The organism is Campylobacter sp. CFSAN093260 (assembly GCF_012890095.1).
GTDB classification, from domain to species: Bacteria; Campylobacterota; Campylobacteria; order Campylobacterales; family Campylobacteraceae; genus Campylobacter_D; species Campylobacter_D jejuni.
The window spans coordinates 1,357,293-1,376,041 of record NZ_CP040618.1; the positions used below are offsets into that span (position 1 = coordinate 1,357,293).

15 protein-coding genes are annotated in these 18,749 nt (G+C 28.1%); all 15 read right to left on the reverse strand.

The window, feature by feature from the left end; translation table 11 throughout:
* Nucleotides 1-7: 7 nt before the first annotated feature.
* The 15 genes from FBF22_RS06880 to FBF22_RS06950 are packed head-to-tail and all read right to left on the reverse strand — an operon-like array spanning nt 8 to nt 18,749.
* Nucleotides 8-682 carry a nucleotidyltransferase family protein gene (locus tag FBF22_RS06880; RefSeq protein WP_002885276.1) on the reverse strand — a complete coding sequence of 225 codons (675 nt, stop codon included), beginning with the start codon at nt 680-682 and terminating at the stop codon, nt 8-10.
* Nucleotides 670-1,275 (reverse strand): D-sedoheptulose 7-phosphate isomerase, encoded by a 606-nt coding sequence (gene gmhA2 / locus FBF22_RS06885; protein WP_002860371.1) that lies wholly within the window; start codon nt 1,273-1,275, stop codon nt 670-672. Before gmhA2 ends, FBF22_RS06880 begins: the two co-directional genes overlap by 13 nt.
* Nucleotides 1,263-2,282 (reverse strand): D-glycero-D-manno-heptose 7-phosphate kinase, encoded by a 1,020-nt coding sequence (gene hddA / locus FBF22_RS06890; protein ID WP_002885278.1) that lies wholly within the window; start codon nt 2,280-2,282, stop codon nt 1,263-1,265. The genes gmhA2 and hddA overlap by 13 nt, the downstream gene beginning before the upstream one ends.
* Nucleotides 2,279-3,310, reverse strand: a complete 1,032-nt coding sequence (locus FBF22_RS06895; protein WP_002885281.1) for a GDP-mannose 4,6-dehydratase — start codon at nt 3,308-3,310, stop codon at nt 2,279-2,281. The genes hddA and FBF22_RS06895 overlap by 4 nt, the downstream gene beginning before the upstream one ends.
* Nucleotides 3,307-4,470, reverse strand: coding sequence for a DegT/DnrJ/EryC1/StrS family aminotransferase (locus FBF22_RS06900; protein WP_002868499.1), 1,164 nt, complete (start codon nt 4,468-4,470; stop codon nt 3,307-3,309). The genes FBF22_RS06895 and FBF22_RS06900 overlap by 4 nt, the downstream gene beginning before the upstream one ends.
* Nucleotides 4,471-5,517, reverse strand: a complete 1,047-nt coding sequence (locus FBF22_RS06905) for a GDP-L-fucose synthase (RefSeq protein WP_165433259.1) — start codon at nt 5,515-5,517, stop codon at nt 4,471-4,473. It abuts the gene before it with no gap.
* Nucleotides 5,517-6,077 (reverse strand): dTDP-4-dehydrorhamnose 3,5-epimerase family protein, encoded by a 561-nt coding sequence (locus FBF22_RS06910; protein WP_002868501.1) that lies wholly within the window; start codon nt 6,075-6,077, stop codon nt 5,517-5,519. The genes FBF22_RS06905 and FBF22_RS06910 overlap by 1 nt, the downstream gene beginning before the upstream one ends.
* A gap of 39 nt (nt 6,078-6,116) precedes the next feature.
* Complete coding sequence (locus tag FBF22_RS08560) at nt 6,117-7,877, reverse strand: hypothetical protein (protein ID WP_248276696.1); 1,761 nt, start codon at nt 7,875-7,877, stop codon at nt 6,117-6,119.
* Entirely contained in the window at nt 7,877-10,099 is a 2,223-nt protein-coding gene (locus tag FBF22_RS06920; RefSeq protein ID WP_070308464.1) for a discoidin domain-containing protein, read from the reverse strand. The genes FBF22_RS08560 and FBF22_RS06920 overlap by 1 nt, the downstream gene beginning before the upstream one ends.
* Nucleotides 10,100-10,101: 2 nt before the next feature.
* Nucleotides 10,102-11,748 (reverse strand): sugar transferase, encoded by a 1,647-nt coding sequence (locus FBF22_RS06925; protein ID WP_032593127.1) that lies wholly within the window; start codon nt 11,746-11,748, stop codon nt 10,102-10,104.
* A gap of 9 nt (nt 11,749-11,757) precedes the next feature.
* Nucleotides 11,758-15,030 carry an FkbM family methyltransferase gene (locus FBF22_RS06930; protein WP_165433235.1) on the reverse strand — a complete coding sequence of 1,091 codons (3,273 nt, stop codon included), beginning with the start codon at nt 15,028-15,030 and terminating at the stop codon, nt 11,758-11,760.
* On the reverse strand, nt 15,023-16,030 hold the full coding sequence (locus tag FBF22_RS06935) for an NAD(P)-dependent oxidoreductase (protein WP_002884805.1): 1,008 nt from the start codon (nt 16,028-16,030) through the stop codon (nt 15,023-15,025). The genes FBF22_RS06930 and FBF22_RS06935 overlap by 8 nt, the downstream gene beginning before the upstream one ends.
* Nucleotides 16,031-16,033: 3 nt before the next feature.
* Nucleotides 16,034-16,747, reverse strand: a complete 714-nt coding sequence (locus FBF22_RS06940; protein ID WP_002868243.1) for an IspD/TarI family cytidylyltransferase — start codon at nt 16,745-16,747, stop codon at nt 16,034-16,036.
* Nucleotides 16,748-16,749: 2 nt separating this feature from the next.
* Nucleotides 16,750-17,799, reverse strand: coding sequence for a CDP-glycerol--glycerophosphate glycerophosphotransferase (locus FBF22_RS06945; RefSeq protein WP_002868242.1), 1,050 nt, complete (start codon nt 17,797-17,799; stop codon nt 16,750-16,752).
* A gap of 2 nt (nt 17,800-17,801) precedes the next feature.
* The gene (locus FBF22_RS06950) at nt 17,802-18,749 is read right to left on the reverse strand and encodes a KpsF/GutQ family sugar-phosphate isomerase (protein ID WP_002868241.1); all 948 of its coding nucleotides are present in this window, start codon (nt 18,747-18,749) and stop codon (nt 17,802-17,804) included.

Sequence of the window (18,749 nt, forward strand, 5' to 3'; positions counted from 1 at the left end):
TTCTCCTTTAAAAATGGCTTTGGTTGGTTGTAAAATTATAATAACCCTCGGGCACACCAATATCTATAAAATAATCATCAAAAATTTCAGCCCTAGCCTTTAATTTTATATAATTTTCTTGTAAAAATTCTTCAAAAGAAAATTTTTTCTCTAAATCAAATTTATCAAAAATATCTTTTTTTAGTAAGTATATACCACCATTGATTAAACCTTGTTTTTTAAATACCTTTTCCTCAAAAGAAATTACAAGACATTGTTCATCAACATTTACTGTGCCATATCTATCAAAATCATTCATTTGTTTTAAAGCAAGGCAAATTTTACTTCCATTTAGCTTTAATTTGCTTAAATCTATGCCAAAAAAAGTATCGCCATTTAAAACATAAGCCTCGTTTTTTATAATTTTCAAAGCCTCTTTTATAGCTCCACCCGTTCCTAGAGGCTCTTTTTCTATACTGTATTTTATTTTTATGCCTAAAAACTCATCTTTAAAATACTCTTTTATCACTTCATATTTGTATGATACCGCTAAGATAACTTCTTTTATGCCTTGCTTTTTAAGATACTCAAAAATAAATTCTAAAAAAGGCTTATCATTTATCGGTGCCATAGGCTTTGGAATGTCTTTTATAACACTTTTAAGCCTTGTTCCTAAGCCGCCACAAAGTATTATTGCTTGCAAGAAAAACCTTTGCCAAAAAGCTCTTCTTCAACGATAGCACAAATAATATGTCCTATTAAAATATGTGCTTCTTGAATTCTTGGTGTGCAAGTTGAAGGTACTTTTATACAATAATCACAAAGCTCATTCATAGCCCCGCCATTAGCTCCGCTTAAGCCTATGCTTATGATTTCTTTTTGCTTGCAAAGCTCTAAAGCCTTTAAAATATTTTTACTATTTCCACTTGTAGAAATTCCTATAAAAACATCTCCTTTAACACCCTGTGCTTGCACTTGTCTTGCAAATAAATTTTCATAACCATAGTCATTGCCAATAGCTGTTAATATGCTAGTATCTGTAGTAAGTGCAATACTTGCGATACCAGGTCTATCAAAATAAAACCTACTTACAAATTCCCCTGCGATATGCTGTGCATCTGCAGCACTACCACCATTTCCTGCAAGTAAAGTTTTGTTACCATTTTTATAAGCTTTTATGACTTCTAATGAAGCATTTTTAATAAGAGTTATCAAATTCTCATCTTTTAAAATTTGCTCTTTTACTAAAATTGATTCTTGAAAATGTTCTTTTATATAAGAATTTAAATTCTCCATGATTTAACTCCCTCTTTTGTAAATGAAAAATCCTGCACATAACCTTGCTCTTTGCTTAAAGCTTTGATTAAGTTGTATTTTTTAGTAGGATCTACAAAGAAAAACATAAATCCACCTGCTCCTGCTCCACTAGTTTTGCCACTATAAGCTCCATTTTGCATAGCTAAATAATAAATTCTTTCAAGCTCATCATTGCTAACGATTTCAGAAATGATTTTTTTTGACTGCCAAGATTTTCCTAAAATTTGTGCCAAAGTATCAAAATCTGCCTTAAATAAAGCTTCTTTCATCTTTATAGCATCTTGCTTTATAGCATGCATTGCCTCTAAAGACTTTTCATCTCCAAGCTTTCCTTTTTTATGCTCTTCTATATCTTTTGCTTCTCTTGTGATATTTGTAAAATAAAGCACAGTTCTAGCTTCAAGCTCACTAGCTATCCAGTTTTTAATACGCAAAGGATTGACAATGACTCTTTTATTATCATAAAATTCCATAAAATTAAAGCCACCAAAAGTTGCGGCGTATTGATCTTGTGCTCCACCTACTATACCTAAATCTTCTCTTTCTATCTCATAAGCAAGTTTAGCAATTTCATATTCTCCTAAAGGTAGATTAAGCCATTCTGCAAAGGCTTTTATAACCCCTACAACCAAAGTTGAGCTTCCGCCCAAGCCGCTACCACTTGGTACATCTGAATAAGTGTGCAAAGAAAAACTCAAAGGTTTTTTTGTAAAATCTTTTACAATACGATTATAAATGCTTTTAAAAATATCTAATTTTCCATCATTTTCTAAGAATTCTTTACTTTCGTACTCAGAGTAAGAATTTGTATCAGGCGAATCAAAAATGATTTTTCCATCTTCTCTTTCGATCAAAGTGCAATGTATATATAAAGATATAGTCGCATTTAAAACATAACCTGTGTATTTATCACAATATAAATTTATATCAGTTCCACCACCTGCTAAACCAAGACGCAGAGGAGTTTGTGTACGTATGGTTTTCATCTATTTAATGGTATCCTTCCTTTTTTTATCTCATCTCTCCAATGGTTTAATAAATCTTCAAACATCTGCCTAGCTGGAATTTCTGGCTTCCAGCTGATATAGTTTTTGATTTTAGTATTGTCAAACATTTGATAGTCTGCATCAATAGGACGCAATCTTTGCTCATCTTGTTCTATTTTTATATCTTTTCTTGTAGAAAATCCTAAAAGTATATCTATAACTTCAGGAAGCTTAAAAGCCTCTTCTCCTGCTATATTAAAAGCTTCTCCGCAAGGAATATTACCCTTTTGACTCTCAAGAGAAAGTAGATAATAAGCCCTTATAGCATCTCTGGCATCTTGAAAGGTTCTTACGCTTGAGAGATTTCCAACCTTGATAACAGGCTCTTGATAACCCGCTTCAATTAAAGCAATTTGTTTTGCAACTGTGCTTTCAAAAAACACATCAGAACGTCTTGGACCACTATGTGTTCCCATTCTAGTAACATAAGTTTTTATACCATAAGCCTCACCGTAAAATCGTCCCAAATAATCCGTACCAATTTTACTTATACTATAAGGACTTGCACCATGAAAAGTTGTATCTTCATTTAGCTTCACACCTGCTTTTGCCCTACCATAAACTTCACTAGAAGAGCACACATGCACCACAGGATCATACCCCTCTTTTGCCTTTAAAATTCTAATGTTTTCCAAAATATTTGCTGTGCCTATGATATTTGTTTGTAATGTTTCTATAGGTATATCAAAAGAGGTTTTTGGGTAAGACTGCGCGGCCAAATGAAAGATCACATCCGGTATTTTGCTCTCAAAAAGCTTTTGAATACTTGAATAATCATTCAAATCAGCATAAAAAATGCTGATTCTATCTTTTTTATTAATCCTATTACTTAGATGATAGATATTATCCATAGGTTCTTGCCAACGCATCATACCTATAACATCATAGTTAGTATTTTCTAGTAAAAAATCTGCCATTTGTGAGCCAACTTGACCCGTAAAACCTGTAATTAATGCTGTTTTTTTCATAGATTATCCAATACTTTTTTAAACAAACTAATTTGTTCGCTAATGCTAAATTGGTGATTACCTACAAAAAATCCTTTCTCGTGAATATATTTTGCATTTTTCAGATCTTGATGAATTTCATAATCAAAATATTTAATCACTTCATTTTGTGTAAAATCTCCAGTAGCTATAGGACGATATTCTATATCATTTTCTTCTAGTTTTTTAATAATATCTTTTCTTTGCAATTTCGAATTTGGTCTAATCACCAAAGAAAATCCAAACCATGAACTACTTCCAATTTCTTTTTGCATAATAAATTCAGGATGATTTTGAAAGTATTCACAGAATAATTTCGCATTTTCTCTACGATGTTTTAAAAACATGGGTAATTTTTTAAGCTGTTCTACACCAATAGCTCCACTCATTTCCACCGGACGCACATTATACCCTGGCAACACAAAACGAAATGATTCACTAAACCAATCATCACTTTTATTGGCTACTAAATTTTCTTTTGGAAGGTTTCTAGTCCAACCATGCGCTCTTAAACATAGCAAAATATGATACAGCTCCTCATCATCTGTGATAACAAAACCACCTTCCATTGTGGCCATATGGTGAGAAAAGAATGTTGAAAAAGTTCCCATAATACCAAAAGTTCCAGTTTGCTTTCCCTTATACTCTGCACCCATTGATTCACAATTATCTTCAAGCAAGATAATATCTTTTCCCTTAATAAGATTATTAATTGCATCAAAATCATTAGGATTTCCTAATAAATTTACAATCATAATCATTTTTGTTCTATCACTAATGGCGCTACTTAAAGCATCTAAGTTGTAATTTAGTGTTTCTAAATCTATATCTACAAATTTTAATTTCAAGCCATACTGGTAAAACGGATAATAAGTAGTACTCCATGATACCGCGGGAACTATAACTTCATCCCCTCTTGTTAATTTAGGGTTTTTTGTATAAAACAAGGCTGCTGTTGCTATCAAATTTGCAGCTGAACCTGAACTTGTCATAACTGCATACCTCGAGCCTGTAAATTTAGCAAAATCTTTTTCAAATTCAGCTACCTTTTTACCCATGGTAAACATATCGCTTTTAATAACATCTTGTATTGCTTGTAATTCCTTTTCATCCCAAGTTGATGAGGCTAGTGTATATTTCATTTATTCTCCTTTATTTAAATACCAATCATACATCATTTTAATACCATCTTTAAGTTCAATTTTGTGTCTCCAACCTAAAGAATGAATTTTAGAACAATCCATTAAACGATCCATTGTGCTATCTGGTCTATTAGGATTAAAAATCAATTTTCCTTTAAATCCGACAATTTGTTTAACCATTTGAGCAACTTCTGCTATACTATAATCAATACCTGTTCCAATATTAATATGTGTATTTTTTATTTTTTCATCTTTTTTATATAAATCAGAAAAATTTACATTTTCCATAACATAAATAGCAGCATCAGCCAAATCATCACTATGTATAAATTCTCTTCTAACTTTCCCTGTCCCCCAAATTTCCACACAATCTTTTAAAATACCAAAATCAGTTAAATCTTTCTTCGCTTCAACAAATGAGTTCATTTTTAAATCTTTTAAAATTTCATCCTCTCTTTCTTCTTCTAGTAGTTTAGCTAGATGAAATTTTCTAAGTAGTGCTGGTAGCACTCTAGACTTTCCAAAGTCAAAATTTGCTCTTGTTCCATATAGATTATTTAAAGCTAAAGTTATAAAATTGGTTCCGTATTGAATATTATATGATTCACACATCAATGTACCTGATATTTTTGCAACACCAAACGAGGTTGCATTATATTCTAATATATCAGTCAACATACTTTCTTCTTTGATAGGGTTGAGAGTTTTTTCAGGATACATATAACCTGAACCAAAAAAAACTAATTTTTTTACTCCAAATTTAAAAGATTGATGGATAATATTATTTTGTATAGTTATATTTTCATATATAAAATCTGCTCTTTGAGATACATTAGCAGCACCACATGGCAAAACTGCTGCCAAAAAAACATATTCTGGCTGCTCGTTTTTAAAAAATTCAATCACAGCTTGTTGATTCAGTAAATCAAGTTCTTGTCGTGTTTTAAGAATTAAATTTTCATATCCTCTTTTTTTTAAGTTTTCTACTAAGGCAGTACCAGCTGTACCTTTGTGTCCTGCTATATAAATTCTAGAATCTTTATTCATTAAAATCCTTTAGTATGATCATTAATTGTTGCATCAATATCCCTATCTGATAATATAGGATTATTCGTTGGCCAATCTATAGCAATTCTACTATCATTCCATGCGTAGGTAAATTGTTCTTTGGCATCAACATATTCACCCTCATAAGCCCACTTATAATAATATAAAGCATCACTTTTTGAGCTAACATACTGCGCATTTCCAAAATAAGGTGGGATTAGAATTAATTTCTGATTATTTTGATTGATAATAAATTTTTCCCATTTTAGATAAGTAGGAGAGTCTTTTCTACAGTCAACCACCACTTGATGCACTTCTCCATACACACAAGTTACCAACTTCCACGACTTGTGATCTCCATGAATTCCTCTTAAAACATTTGGTTTTGATAAGGTAAATTTATCCAAAACAAAATTTAGGTTATCAGGAATCAAATGCTTTAAACAATCTTCAGAAAATGCTGACCAAATTTCCCCTCTCAAATCTCTAAATTTATTAGGAGTTATTATATATACTCCTTTTAAAATTTTTGATTCTTGTATATCAAATTCTATAGCCATCTTTACCCCTTTCCAATCTCTTTTCTCAACCTTTTTATCTTAAACCACAGCTTGATATACCCCCCCCCCATACCAAGTATTATTAGCTTGTATAATAGCTTCACCTAATCTGTAGCTAAAATATTTTTTAATTTTTACCGCTTCTTGATAATCATTATAATCTTGTAATTTTGGTAAAGCTAAAGTTGGATTTAACTTGATGATCATTTGATAATTTTTTTGTTCTTGATTATACTGTTTATATTCTTTTATTAAATTAAAAGGCAACCTAAAATAACCACCTATTGTTTTAGAATTTGTTACTGCAATTTGTCCTAGTCTATAAGCAAGATGGTTTTTAATACGAGATGGTGCTCCTAGTAAAAGTGGTTTTTCCTGTATTTTTTTAATAGCATGACTGATTTTTTGGGATTCTGTATCTAATTTATGATTTAAATGTTCAATACATAAGACAAAAAAAGGTAACTCTTTTAAAGACATATACAAATATCTCTCTGCATGTTTTACATTACCTTCGCTTTGATAAATCAATGCCGCAGCATGAGATAAATTTGGATATTTTTCATTTGCGTATTTTTTATAGTTATCAAAAACTTTGCCACTGGTATATGAATTATAAAATTTATTCAACAACCACTTTTTAAAACTATAATATCTTTTATTAAAATTTATCTTTAATAACTCTTCTGCCTTATCAAATTCATTATTAAGTAGATAACTATTTGCTAAAAATATATCATATAGTTCATTTTCTGAATCAAACTGCCGAGCTTTTTTTAAATACCAAATCATTTGTTCTTTATCTCCAAATTTAACAGCCATTAAATACAAGTGATAATATGAAAAAGCCACTTGCAAAGGATGAATACCTGAGATCGTTTCTATGTATTGATTTAAAATTTTATATTGTTGATTTATGCTAAAAATATTATATAGTGAGACTTGATGTATACCTTTTATAGAAATTGCAACTCTTGAAAAATTTGAATTACCGCTTGAATAAATTCTTGACGATTTAGACATTAAAATGATTTCCAAAAATGTCCTTTCATTGCCATTTAGATGTTTAGTAAATGTGAAATCAGTAAAAGTATACACTTTTGCTTTAAAATTTTTAGTATTAAAAAACCTTTTTATATCTTCACAAGTCTTAGTGTCATCCTGAAATAATATAACACTGTTGTTTGTTTGCAACTCTTCTTCTATTTTTGCTACCGCCAACTCAATAGGCAATGCTTTATAAGCATAATTTCCAGCTCTTCTTATATTATCACAGTAGACTATTTCGCCACCTCTAATATGAACAGCACTATAACCTCCTATTGTTTGAATTTGCTTTTTTAGTTCTATAACCAAATCTTCTAGTTTTTCATTAAATTTAATCAAATTCCAAAATTCATTAGTTTTAACAAAAAAATCTTCTTCATCAAAATCGTAAAATTGTTCTTTAAGATTGCACAAAGGTGCATATATATTTTTTTTATTTAAAGATAATAAATCTTTAAAATATATTTTTTTGTCTACAATTAAATGACACTCAAATGGCTCTAGTTTAGCAGTATAAGAGTATTTGTTGCAAAATTCTTGAGAAAACAATTCATCTTCACTAAAAATATCAAATAACACATCTAAATTTTTATTATTTTTATTAAAAAAACTCATAGGCCCATTGGGCTTTGGCCAAACAAAACCAAAAGCACAGTTGAGTTTTTGAGCTATATACCATGCATTAAACATAGCATTTAATCTTGCCCCAAATCCATCTTTTCTAGCAGAAATAACCAATATATCATGTTCCATTAAGACCCTTTCTTCAACCTTTTTATCTTAAACCACAGCTTGATATACCCCCCCCCATACCAAGTATTATTAGCTTGTATAATAGCTTCACCTAATCTGTAGCTAAAATATTTTTTAATTTTTACCGCTTCTTGATAATCATTATAATCTTGTAATTTTGGTAAAGCTAAAGTTGGATTTAACTTGATGATCATTTGATAATTTTTTTGTTCTTGATTATACTGTTTATATTCTTTTATTAAATTAAAAGGCAACCTAAAATAACCACCTATTGTTTTAGAATTTGTTACTGCAATTTGTCCTAGTCTATAAGCAAGATGGTTTTTAATACGAGATGGTGCTCCTAGTAAAAGTGGTTTTTCCTGTATTTTTTTAATAGCATGACTGATTTTTTGGGATTCTGTATAAAATCCTGGCATATAAATATCAATCAAATCTTTTAAAAAAATATTGTTCTTTATATTTTTAAAATACTCCAGTGCTTTACGGGTATCTCTTTTTAAATAAAAAACAATCATCTTTAGGAAATATAAATATACACTATCATTTTTATTTACCTCCAATAGCAAACCAAAAACTTCCTTTTTTAAAACCATAGCAGAATTTATAAAAATCGGTAAAAAAGTAGAATGCCTATATTTTATTATTATTGAAATATATTTTTCGGCTTGCTTATATTTTTGTTTTAAACACAAACATTCCAAAATACCTATTCTATATAAATCATTACTATTATCATAGCGCAAAGCTTTTTTTATATATTTTAATCTCTCTTCTATGTCAAAGTTTAATTCTCTTGATAGCATAAAAATATAAAAATATGAATATGCCTTCTGATAAGAATTTAATTTAATAAAGCCTAAATTTTTCTTTATATAACTATATCTTTGTTGTAAAGACAAAATTTTATAATAAGGATCTGGATTTTTTGAAAAAGCTATTAAATTTGCCAATCTAGCAAAATTAGATCCCCCGGTATAAATTTTTTCAGAATAAGACATAAGGGTAATTTCAAAAATAGCTCTATGTGTATCTTTTAATACACTAACATTGAAAAGCGAATTAACACTAAAAAGTTTTCTTTTTTTATTATAATATTTCTCTAATGCAACCACCAATTCCTCATCGTCACCAAAAACTACAACATTTGCATCACAGAATATACTTTCTATAATACCCATTGCTATTTCTAGCGGCATTGCCTTATACCACCAATTTCCTAAGTTTTTAAAACCATCTGCCACGATAATATCACCACTCCGAATATGAAGTGAAATAAATTGACCTAAATTTTTATGAATTTTCTTTGCTTCATTTATCAAAAAAGAAACATCTGCAGAAAATTCTATCAAATTCCACATTGTTTTTATATTTTCATAGTAATCTTTCTGATCAATTTCCTCTATCCAAACACTTAAATCAACACTTGAAATATAATACAAATAATCAACTTCGTGGTAATTTTTCTCCTTTAATAAATTGGCATATTTTATTTTTTTTTCCGCATTAATACCATAATTATGACTTAATCCGCTATTTGTATAAGAATATTTTTCAATAAATTTTTTGTCAAAAATTTCTAATTCATTTCCTATATTTCTGCCAATAAAATTAGCTTGTTTTTCTTTTTCAAAAACTTCGCCATTGAAATTAGTTTTTTCACTCCATATAAAACCAAAATGAGCATTTTCTTTATGCGCTAAATACATTGCATTTAATATTGCTAGGATTCTACAACCTAGCCCATCAACTCTTGCACCAATAAATAAAGGTCTAGTGCTTTTTCTAATCATAACTTGAATTTTAGAAAGATGTAGATAACCTTTGCCATCTAAGGATATTTTAACATATCTAGCTTTCATTGGAATAGGTAACACTACTTCACACTCTATACCTGCTTTTAAAAAACTACTCAATCCTTTATGAATTAATAACCATGTTTTTCCATCTTTAGAAATTTCTATAGTTAATTTTCTAGCCACCTCATGAAAACAATATATTCTATTAAAAATTCTGATAATTTCAATAGCATATTCTTTTTCTAAATCTACCATCCACCAAGGACTATTTTCTAAATTTGTATGAAATGCATAATCAACACTTTCTAAGTTACTATCAATTGCTCTTTGCGGATCATTAGTTTTTGACCATCGTGACAAAGAACTTTGAAAAGCTTTTTTATCAATAGCAATATCAAGTAAATCATTTTCCTTTAAGCGCATCTTTACCCCTTTCCAATCTCTTTTCTCAACCTTTTTATCTTAAACCACAGCTTGATATACCCCCCCCCATACCAAGTATTATTAGCTTGTATAATAGCTTCACCTAATCTGTAGCTAAAATATTTTTTAATTTTTACCGCTTCTTGATAATCATTATAATCTTGTAATTTTGGTAAAGCTAAAGTTGGATTTAACTTGATGATCATTTGATAATTTTTTTGTTCTTGATTATACTGTTTATATTCTTTTATTAAATTAAAAGGCAACCTAAAATAACCACCTATTGTTTTAGAATTTGTTACTGCAATTTGTCCTAGTCTATAAGCAAGATGGTTTTTAATACGAGATGGTGCTCCTAGTAATTTTTTGTCATTTTTAAGTGTGAATAAATATAACAAATGCAATTTATCATATTTGACATGAACTTGAGAGAGAATTTCAAAGAAAGAATCTTTAAAAATCATCATTGGGTTTAGAAGATCTTTAATAAAATTCACAAAGTCATTTCTAAAAATATCAGCCAAAAACGCTTCTGCTTTTTCATAATGCTTTTGACGCAAAAAACACTCTAATATGCAAATTTTATACAAACTATTTGCTGGATCTAGTCCTAAAGCCTTGAAGGCTATATTTTCTAGTTCACTCCAAGGTTTTTTTATAAGTCTTCCCCTCGTATATAAATACAAATATTTATAAGCTTCTTGTAAAGGTTTTAAAATAAGATTATTATCACTATTATGGATTATAAGATCATATCTTTGTTGGTTTGAAAATACTTGGGAAATGTATGTTGCTTCCTCTCCAAGCCCAACCCTTGAAGCAAATTTTGAAAAATTTGAATCTCCTGTATATACTTTTTCTGCAAAACCCATGAGAGCTATTTCAAAAAAAGCTCTATCATTTTCATCTTGGATATCATTATCTATAAATTCATCAACTACAAAGATATTTTCTATTTTTTTTGCAAAGCAGTAGCGTTGTAAAACTTTTGCACCATCAAGATCATCCGAAAATAAAACGATTTTATTATCTTTTGTTTTTTGTCTGATTATTTCAAAAACCAATTCCAAAGGCGAAAATTTATAAACAAAAAAACCTGTATTTTTATATAATTCATTTAATGCCACATCAGCAATTCTTATATGAATTGCGGTAAAATTACCTAACTGTTTAGCTATTTTTCTTGCTTTATTTATTATATTTTTAATTCTTGGATGAAAATCAATCTGTTGCCATAAATTTTTCATATTCTCATAGTAATCTTTTTTGTCAATACCATTAATATAATTAAAACAAGGAATATGAGAAATATATATATCTCCATCTTTGACTATTAACTCTTCTAGAGTAGTTTTAAACACGCTATGATGCTGTTTTAAACCATAAGGCATCCCTGGGTTTTGAAAAGAAGTGCCCATAGAAAAACTCTCTATAAAATCTTTGGAAAAAATATTTTTTTCATTATCGCATTCAAGACTTCTGAAATTATTTTGAGTTTTAATTTCTTCCCATTTTTTCATTTGTTCTTCTGAATCTGGCCAAAAATAATAAAAATCTTTTTGTGTTTTTTTTGCCAAATACATTGCGTTTAAGATTGAACCCAATCTAGAGCATAATCCATCTTGTCTTGCCGCTATAATCTTACCCATTTCAATCCTTTATTTTAATTCTTTTGGAGTTGCGATTAAAAACAACTCTTGAACGATGTGCGGTTCTATTGTTTTTCGAATTTTAAAGTTATAATTGTCTAATGAGTTTATGGCAAAATCAATAACTCGAAATAAAATTTCTGCAGAATAAGATATATTAATATGAAGTATTGGTCTAAAAATTTTTATTGTAGAAAACATTCCTATTAAACAATCATATTCATCTCCATTAACCCATATATTGATCATTTTTGGCTTAATACATAATTCTTCAACAAGATTATCTATTGTATCCATAAAAACAGAATGAGATTGAATACTTAAACTTGTCTTATTACCATTATCAATTCTATTACTAACATATACTGACTGTTTCTTAGAACCTATTGCCAAATTATAAGACATAATTTTTTCTTGTTTATTGTTTAATTTAACACTTTCTAAAAACAAATCATAAACTTTATTTGAAGCTTCAAAACAATACAATTTTTTATCTGTATATTTGCTTAAATAAAAAGAACTTAAGCCATTGCCTATACCTATATCAATAATATCATTACTTTTAATATAAGAAAAATAACTACCTTTTATAAAACATTCATGAAGTAAAGCATAAGAATTAGTTTGTTGAATCAAGGTTATAAAACCACCATACATATAAACATCTATAGGTTGACCCTCTAAAAAAAGATTTCCAACAGAATGTTTCAATCCTATTAGTTCATTTCTTAAAATCAATCTTTTTTTATTATCAAAATATTCTGATTCAATATATTGTTTATTTGTTTTTTTTGATAATAATTTTATTTGAAAAATATAATGCAATAATTCAAGGCTTTTTTTATCAAAATATTTTTGTAATTTTAAAAATTGATTATAATATTTTTCATAACCTTTAATCCATTCACTATTGCCGATACGATAAGTTAAATTTGCATTATCAATATCCTCCTTTTCCCTGCCAATTCTAAATTTAAATTTAAATTTATCAAATGATAAATGAATATTAAATATTCTTAATTTATAGTATCTTTTTTTCCATAGTATAGATACCGGTTTTAAACCAAAAATCAATAACTGTAAAACTTTTTTATCTTTTTCTTTTTTTCTATCTAGATAAATATATTTATTATTCAAAGATTGAAAAGAAAAACCCACTTTTTTTTGCTCTTCCAAACCAAAAACTTTTTTTGCTTCCACATTATAAATAGTGGTTTTATTTAAATTTCTGGGCATATAAATACGCTTATTAATAGCATCTATTACATCTTCTATTCTAATGTTATCAATACATGAATATTTTTGACTTTCTGCTTTACAAGGGGAGGTCCAAGGACAATGTTTACCTTCGGTACATTTAAGACAAATATTATTTTTTGGAAAAACATTTATATTATTATAATAATTAACCATATAATTAGGTTCAGCTTCACTATATAACACTACGCTAGGACAGCCTACAGCATTAGCCATATGCATTAGCCCTCCTATACCACCTACAAATAAATCTGAGTTATATAGCGTGCTAGCAACTTCTCGCAATGTCAGCTTTTCTCTTAGATCCAAGGCACCTCTTAATGGTAAATCTTTTTTAGTACCAATTTGAATAAAATCATACCTATCTTTTAACTCATCAACAACTTGTTGCAATTTTCCAAATGGATAAGTTTTATATCTCTGCAATCCTCCTGAAATAATAGCTATTTGCTTTCTATTTTCAGATACAAATCTCCCAAATGTTTTTTCTTTTTCACTTAGAGGAAAATGCAAATCAACTGCAATATCACCTTCCAATCCAAGTTTAGAGCATACATTTGCAACTATATGGCTGGGTCCATATGTCCTTATGTATTTACCTTTTTCTTTATTAAAAGACTCTTGTGTTAAAAAAATAGGCTTTATACCATAACTTGTCATCAGATCAAATTGTTCTTTTTGATATATATGAGGTTTAATTTCTTTAAGATTAATGACTTTTACAAATTTCACTTCTTTCCACAAGTCTGGTAGAGTAGTTCCTATCAAAAAAATTTGTTTAGTTTTCTGATGCAACAATTCCAAAGATCTCATCATAATGATCTGATCTCCAATATTTCTAAAAGTAAAATAAATATTTTTAAAGCCCATAATTTTAGCTATATAAGGAGTAATTTGATTGGTGGTATAAAGATTTATATTTTTATCTTTATTGATAAATTGAATAATTAAATTTGATATTTTCTTACCAGCCTTACCATCTTCTATACATCCAACATTCTCTAACCACTCTTTTAGCTTTTGCTTATAAGTATCATAATCAAAATTTGCAATACAATTTTCTAGCTCATTAAAATTTTTAGACAAACCAAAAGGTAGTTTTGAATAATCATGATAAAGTTTAGAAGTTAAAATAAAAGTATCATAATCCTTTGCATAAATAAATATAGGTTTATAAGTCAATGCAAAATCACAAATAATAGAAGAATAATCCGAAATCAAAACATCACATTCTTTAACAAGCTCCATCACATCAGGATAATCAAAAGCATCGATAATATTATCATTCTTAAAATCAAATTTTAAATTTCTATGAGTTCTTATTAAAATAACAAAATTAACTTGAAATTTTTTTTCCAATATAAATTTTAATTTTTTAAAATCTAATTCAAAGTTATTAAAACTATCTTCTCTTTTGGTTGGAGCATATAATACAATTTTTTTATCGGGATCCAAGTTGTAATAAGAATAAATATTCTTATTACAACTTGAAAATAAACAATCACTTCTTGCATGTCCAATTTCAATAAATTTAGCATTCTTATCAAAAGTATTTTTATATACATTACTTTCAAAAAAACTATTAGTAATCCAATAATCCATATCAGTACATGCTTCATGCACTGTATCTATGTTATCAGATATCGATACATGCTTCATTCCAAATGAACCATGCCAAGTTTGCAAATACAACTGATCTGGTCTTTTACTAAATCCCATTTTCTTATAATAAATATGAATTTGATTATTGATAAAAACCCTACAAGTGCTTAAATGAAAAAAAGTTTTTATTGAATTAGGCTCTACAAATAGAACATTAGGATATTTATCTTGATACTCATGATGTAATTTTTTATTTAAAATCCAAATACACTTAATTTGTGCATTACTTTGCAACAACTCTTCAAAAATAGCTTTTGGATTGCAATCAAATCTACTTGCAGAATGCGCAATAAAAACTATTTTATTTTTACTTAATGGTAAAAATCTAAAAATTTTAAATAAATATTTTTTTATTTTATTCATTTACTTCCTTAATATATTTAATCATATCATCTAAAGATTGATTTAGGTCAAATAATGGTGTCCAACCTAATTGATATATTTTTTTAGAATTTAATCTCCTCGAAAAAGATGGAAGGTATTGAGATGTATCTCTTTGTAAATCAAAAACAACTTGTACATTTAGTTTAGCTGAAATAGTTTTTGCTAAATCATAAATACTGATAAAAATATTTGGATTTGATATATTATATATTTCAAACATTTTTTTTTCACACATCACAAAAATAATAGCCGTAGCAACATCAAATACATCTATATATTCTCTTTTTGTTTCACCTTTGGTAAATAATGTAATTTGAGATTTTTTTATTGCTGAGCGGATAAAATCCATATAAACTCTATTATCATTAATTTGTGCCGTTGGACCAATAGCCTGTGTTAATCTCACTATAGCAGTACTCAATGAGTATTTTTTTGAGTATGAATGAACCATAAATTCACTAATTTGTTTGGCTAAAGGATATGAATTTCTAATATTAGTAACACTGAATTTTCCTATATCATCTTCAACAATGTTATCACCTATTACATCTCCATAAATTTCCATTGTTGATAAAAATATAATTTTTTCAACATTATTTTTCTTTGAGAAATCTAGAATATTTTTAGTATTAGTATATATAATATCTACAGTATCTATAGGATTTTCAATAAAAAAATCACTTTGCGTAGGTGCTGCACAATGGATAACAATATCAATCTTATCTTGTATTTTATATAAATCTTCATATATATCAATCTTATCTATATCACCACAAATTTCTTGAAAACGATCAATCATCTTATCTTTGTTTCTAACAAGACAATATAATTTTGCATTACCATGCAAAATTAAAGTCAAAATTGAACCTATATAGCCATTTGCTCCGGTGATAAGTATTTTTTTATTTGCTATTTTATTAATATGAGTTCCAAAATTATTTTTTAATAGTTTCAATCTTTTTTTTAAAATTTCATTCATACTTTACACCCCAAAAATACTTTCAATTGTTTGCGCTTGCATTAATGCTTGAACCATATAAAAATCTTTTGGTGTTGTTAGCTTTATATTATTATTTGAACACTCAACAAAATAAAGCTCTTTGCCATAATGAGATGCCATTGATGCAGAATCAATAAATTCAAAACAATCTTTTTGCGCCATCATATGCAAATTATAAATATCTTGAAATTGAAATATTTGAGGAGCTTTAACATGAAAACATTTATCTCTATTTAAAATACTGGCTTCTTGTTCGTTATATAAAATAGTCTCCGTAGCTTTAGAAATACTAATCGCATTACCTTTTAAATATGCACAAGATAAACCCTTGGAAATTTCATCATGTGTAATCAAAGGACGAACTCCATCATGAATTACAATATAAGGATTTATTTTTGAATATTTTTTTATAGAATCAAGACCGTTAAAAATAGATTTTTGTCCAGTATCTCCACCTTCTACAATACTTATAATTTTTTTTATTGAATATTGTTTAATGCTACAATGCAAATCATTTATATACTCTTTTAAACAAACAACCACAATACCATCTATTTCTTGATGTTTTGAAAAAATTTCTAAAGTATGAATAATAATAGGTTTATCATTAATCAGTAAAAATTGTTTTGGCATTCCAGAAATCAAATTCATTCTCTGGCCAGTTCCTCCAGCAAAAATCAATGCAATATTTTTCAATTCTAATCCTTGTTTTGTAAGCTTATTATGAATTTTACAACTTCTTGGCAAGAATTTCCTCTACAATTAGCCATAAAAGACTTCCATAAATCAATCTTATACACAGCTTGTTTTATAAATTTTATCAATTCTTCTTGTTTATAACATACATTCTCATCACCCACAAGTTCACATGGATGATAATATAACTGTTTTTTTTGCACAAAATATTCCTCTAAATCCGGAACAAATAGCACTATAGGTCTTCTAAAAAAAGAATAATCAAAAATAATTGATGAATAATCACTTATAAGTATATCGCTAATTGATAAAACAAAATCTAACTCAAGATCACTTACATTTATAATATTATTATTATTATATTTTAAAGTAGGATGCGATCTATAAATAATCACGTAATCTTCTAATTGTTTATTTATTTTTTCTATATCAAAACATTTTAAATTGCGTTTAAAATGTTTATTTTCTCTAAATGTAGGCGCATATAAACATATTTTTTTTCCATTAATTTGAGGATACAGTAAAAAAAAATTTTTTTTATCCTCTACAGAATTTCTTTTAAATAACAAATCTGTTCTTGGTAGACCGTAACTTATAATATTTTTTTTTCCAACATTAAACATACGAGAATACTCTTTTGTTAATTTTTCATCTGAAATATTCAAAAAAGATATATTACGATGAATTCTTGCATTTTTTTTAAAATAATTTGTTTTGTCAAAAGCAACTTTTTTATATAGTCCTCCACCATGCCATAATTGAATCACTTTTGTAGATGAAAAAAGTTTTATATGTGATAAAAAATAATTTGATTGATCTATTATAATAACACTAGAACTAGCAATTGATTTTATGTTATTTATAGATTTATTATTCAAAATAATTTTATATTTAATATTCCATAAAATAAATTGTTTTTCTATTTCTCTTAAATTTGAATATAAAGTACTAGAATCAGAATATATGATTGAAATCATATTTTTTTTAAAATTAAAAATATATAAAATACAATAAATTAATTGAAAAATTATACATTTTAATTGCAAAAACATAGCTATACCCTCCCTATTGCATAAAGTTGAATAATCCCTACAACTCTTTCTTCTTTCCCTACTATAATTTCTTTGATTTTATGTTTTAGCATGATCTCCTCTGCTTCACTTGCCATAGCATCAGCATCGACTACTTTAGGATTTGTACTCATGATTTCTTTGGCTCTAAAATCAAATCTTGGTTTATCGCTTGTCTTTAAAGCACGACGCAAATCCCCATCAGTGATGATACCAACCAATTTTTCATTTTCAAGTACCACACAAAGCCCTAGCTTTCCACTAGTCATCACATCAACAAGATCGTTAAATTCAGTATCAGGATGCACTATAGGAAGGTTACTTGAAACCATAAGATCTTTTACCTTGGTTAAAAGCTTACGCCCCAAACTCCCCCCTGGATGAAAAAGGGCAAAATCATCAGGCTTGAAATTTCTTACCTTCATCAAAGCAGCAGCTAAAGCATCCCCCATAACCAAAGTTGCGGTTGTCGAAGACATAGGAGCAAGTTGCAAAGGACAAGCTTCCTTTTCCACAGCTATATTTAAAAATATATCGCTTTGCTTTACAAGGGTGGAATTTTTTTTACCACACATTACTATAAGTGGAATTTTACGCTTTTTTATAGCTGGAATGATTTTTAAAATTTCTTCAGTTTCTCCTGAATTTGAAATAGTAATTAAAACATCTTCAGGAGTTAGCATTCCAAGATCTCCATGCAAAGCCTCTCCTGGATGGATGAAAAAGCTTGGCGTTCCTGTACTTGCTAAAGTAGCTGCTATCTTAGCACCTATATGACCCGATTTACCCATTCCACTGACTATGCAACGCCCTTTGGTGTTTAGCATCAAATTCACAGCTTGATTAAAATTTTCATCTAAATTTTTAGCCAAATCCAAAATAGCTTGTGCTTCTTTTTCAAAGACTTCTTTGGCTATTTCAAGAGTATTCAT

What these genes read in the sequence shown, in the direction of transcription:
- FBF22_RS06945 (WP_002868242.1), bottom strand. Translation starts at nt 17,799, where the DNA reads ATGTTTTTGCAATTAAAATGTATAATTTTTCAATTAATTTATTGTATT.
- FBF22_RS06910 (WP_002868501.1), bottom strand. Translation starts at nt 6,077, where the DNA reads ATGGCTATAGAATTTGATATACAAGAATCAAAAATTTTAAAAGGAGTA.
- FBF22_RS06905 (WP_165433259.1), bottom strand. Translation starts at nt 5,517, where the DNA reads ATGAATAAAGATTCTAGAATTTATATAGCAGGACACAAAGGTACAGCT.
- FBF22_RS06920 (WP_070308464.1), bottom strand. Translation starts at nt 10,099, where the DNA reads ATGCGCTTAAAGGAAAATGATTTACTTGATATTGCTATTGATAAAAAA.
- FBF22_RS06930 (WP_165433235.1), bottom strand. Translation starts at nt 15,030, where the DNA reads ATGAATAAAATAAAAAAATATTTATTTAAAATTTTTAGATTTTTACCA.
- FBF22_RS06925 (WP_032593127.1), bottom strand. Translation starts at nt 11,748, where the DNA reads ATGGGTAAGATTATAGCGGCAAGACAAGATGGATTATGCTCTAGATTG.
- FBF22_RS06950 (WP_002868241.1), bottom strand. Translation starts at nt 18,749, where the DNA reads ATGAATACTCTTGAAATAGCCAAAGAAGTCTTTGAAAAAGAAGCACAA.
- FBF22_RS06935 (WP_002884805.1), bottom strand. Translation starts at nt 16,030, where the DNA reads ATGAATGAAATTTTAAAAAAAAGATTGAAACTATTAAAAAATAATTTT.
- gmhA2 (WP_002860371.1), bottom strand. Translation starts at nt 1,275, where the DNA reads ATGGAGAATTTAAATTCTTATATAAAAGAACATTTTCAAGAATCAATT.
- FBF22_RS06895 (WP_002885281.1), bottom strand. Translation starts at nt 3,310, where the DNA reads ATGAAAAAAACAGCATTAATTACAGGTTTTACGGGTCAAGTTGGCTCA.
- FBF22_RS06900 (WP_002868499.1), bottom strand. Translation starts at nt 4,470, where the DNA reads ATGAAATATACACTAGCCTCATCAACTTGGGATGAAAAGGAATTACAA.
- FBF22_RS08560 (WP_248276696.1), bottom strand. Translation starts at nt 7,877, where the DNA reads ATGGAACATGATATATTGGTTATTTCTGCTAGAAAAGATGGATTTGGG.
- hddA (WP_002885278.1), bottom strand. Translation starts at nt 2,282, where the DNA reads ATGAAAACCATACGTACACAAACTCCTCTGCGTCTTGGTTTAGCAGGT.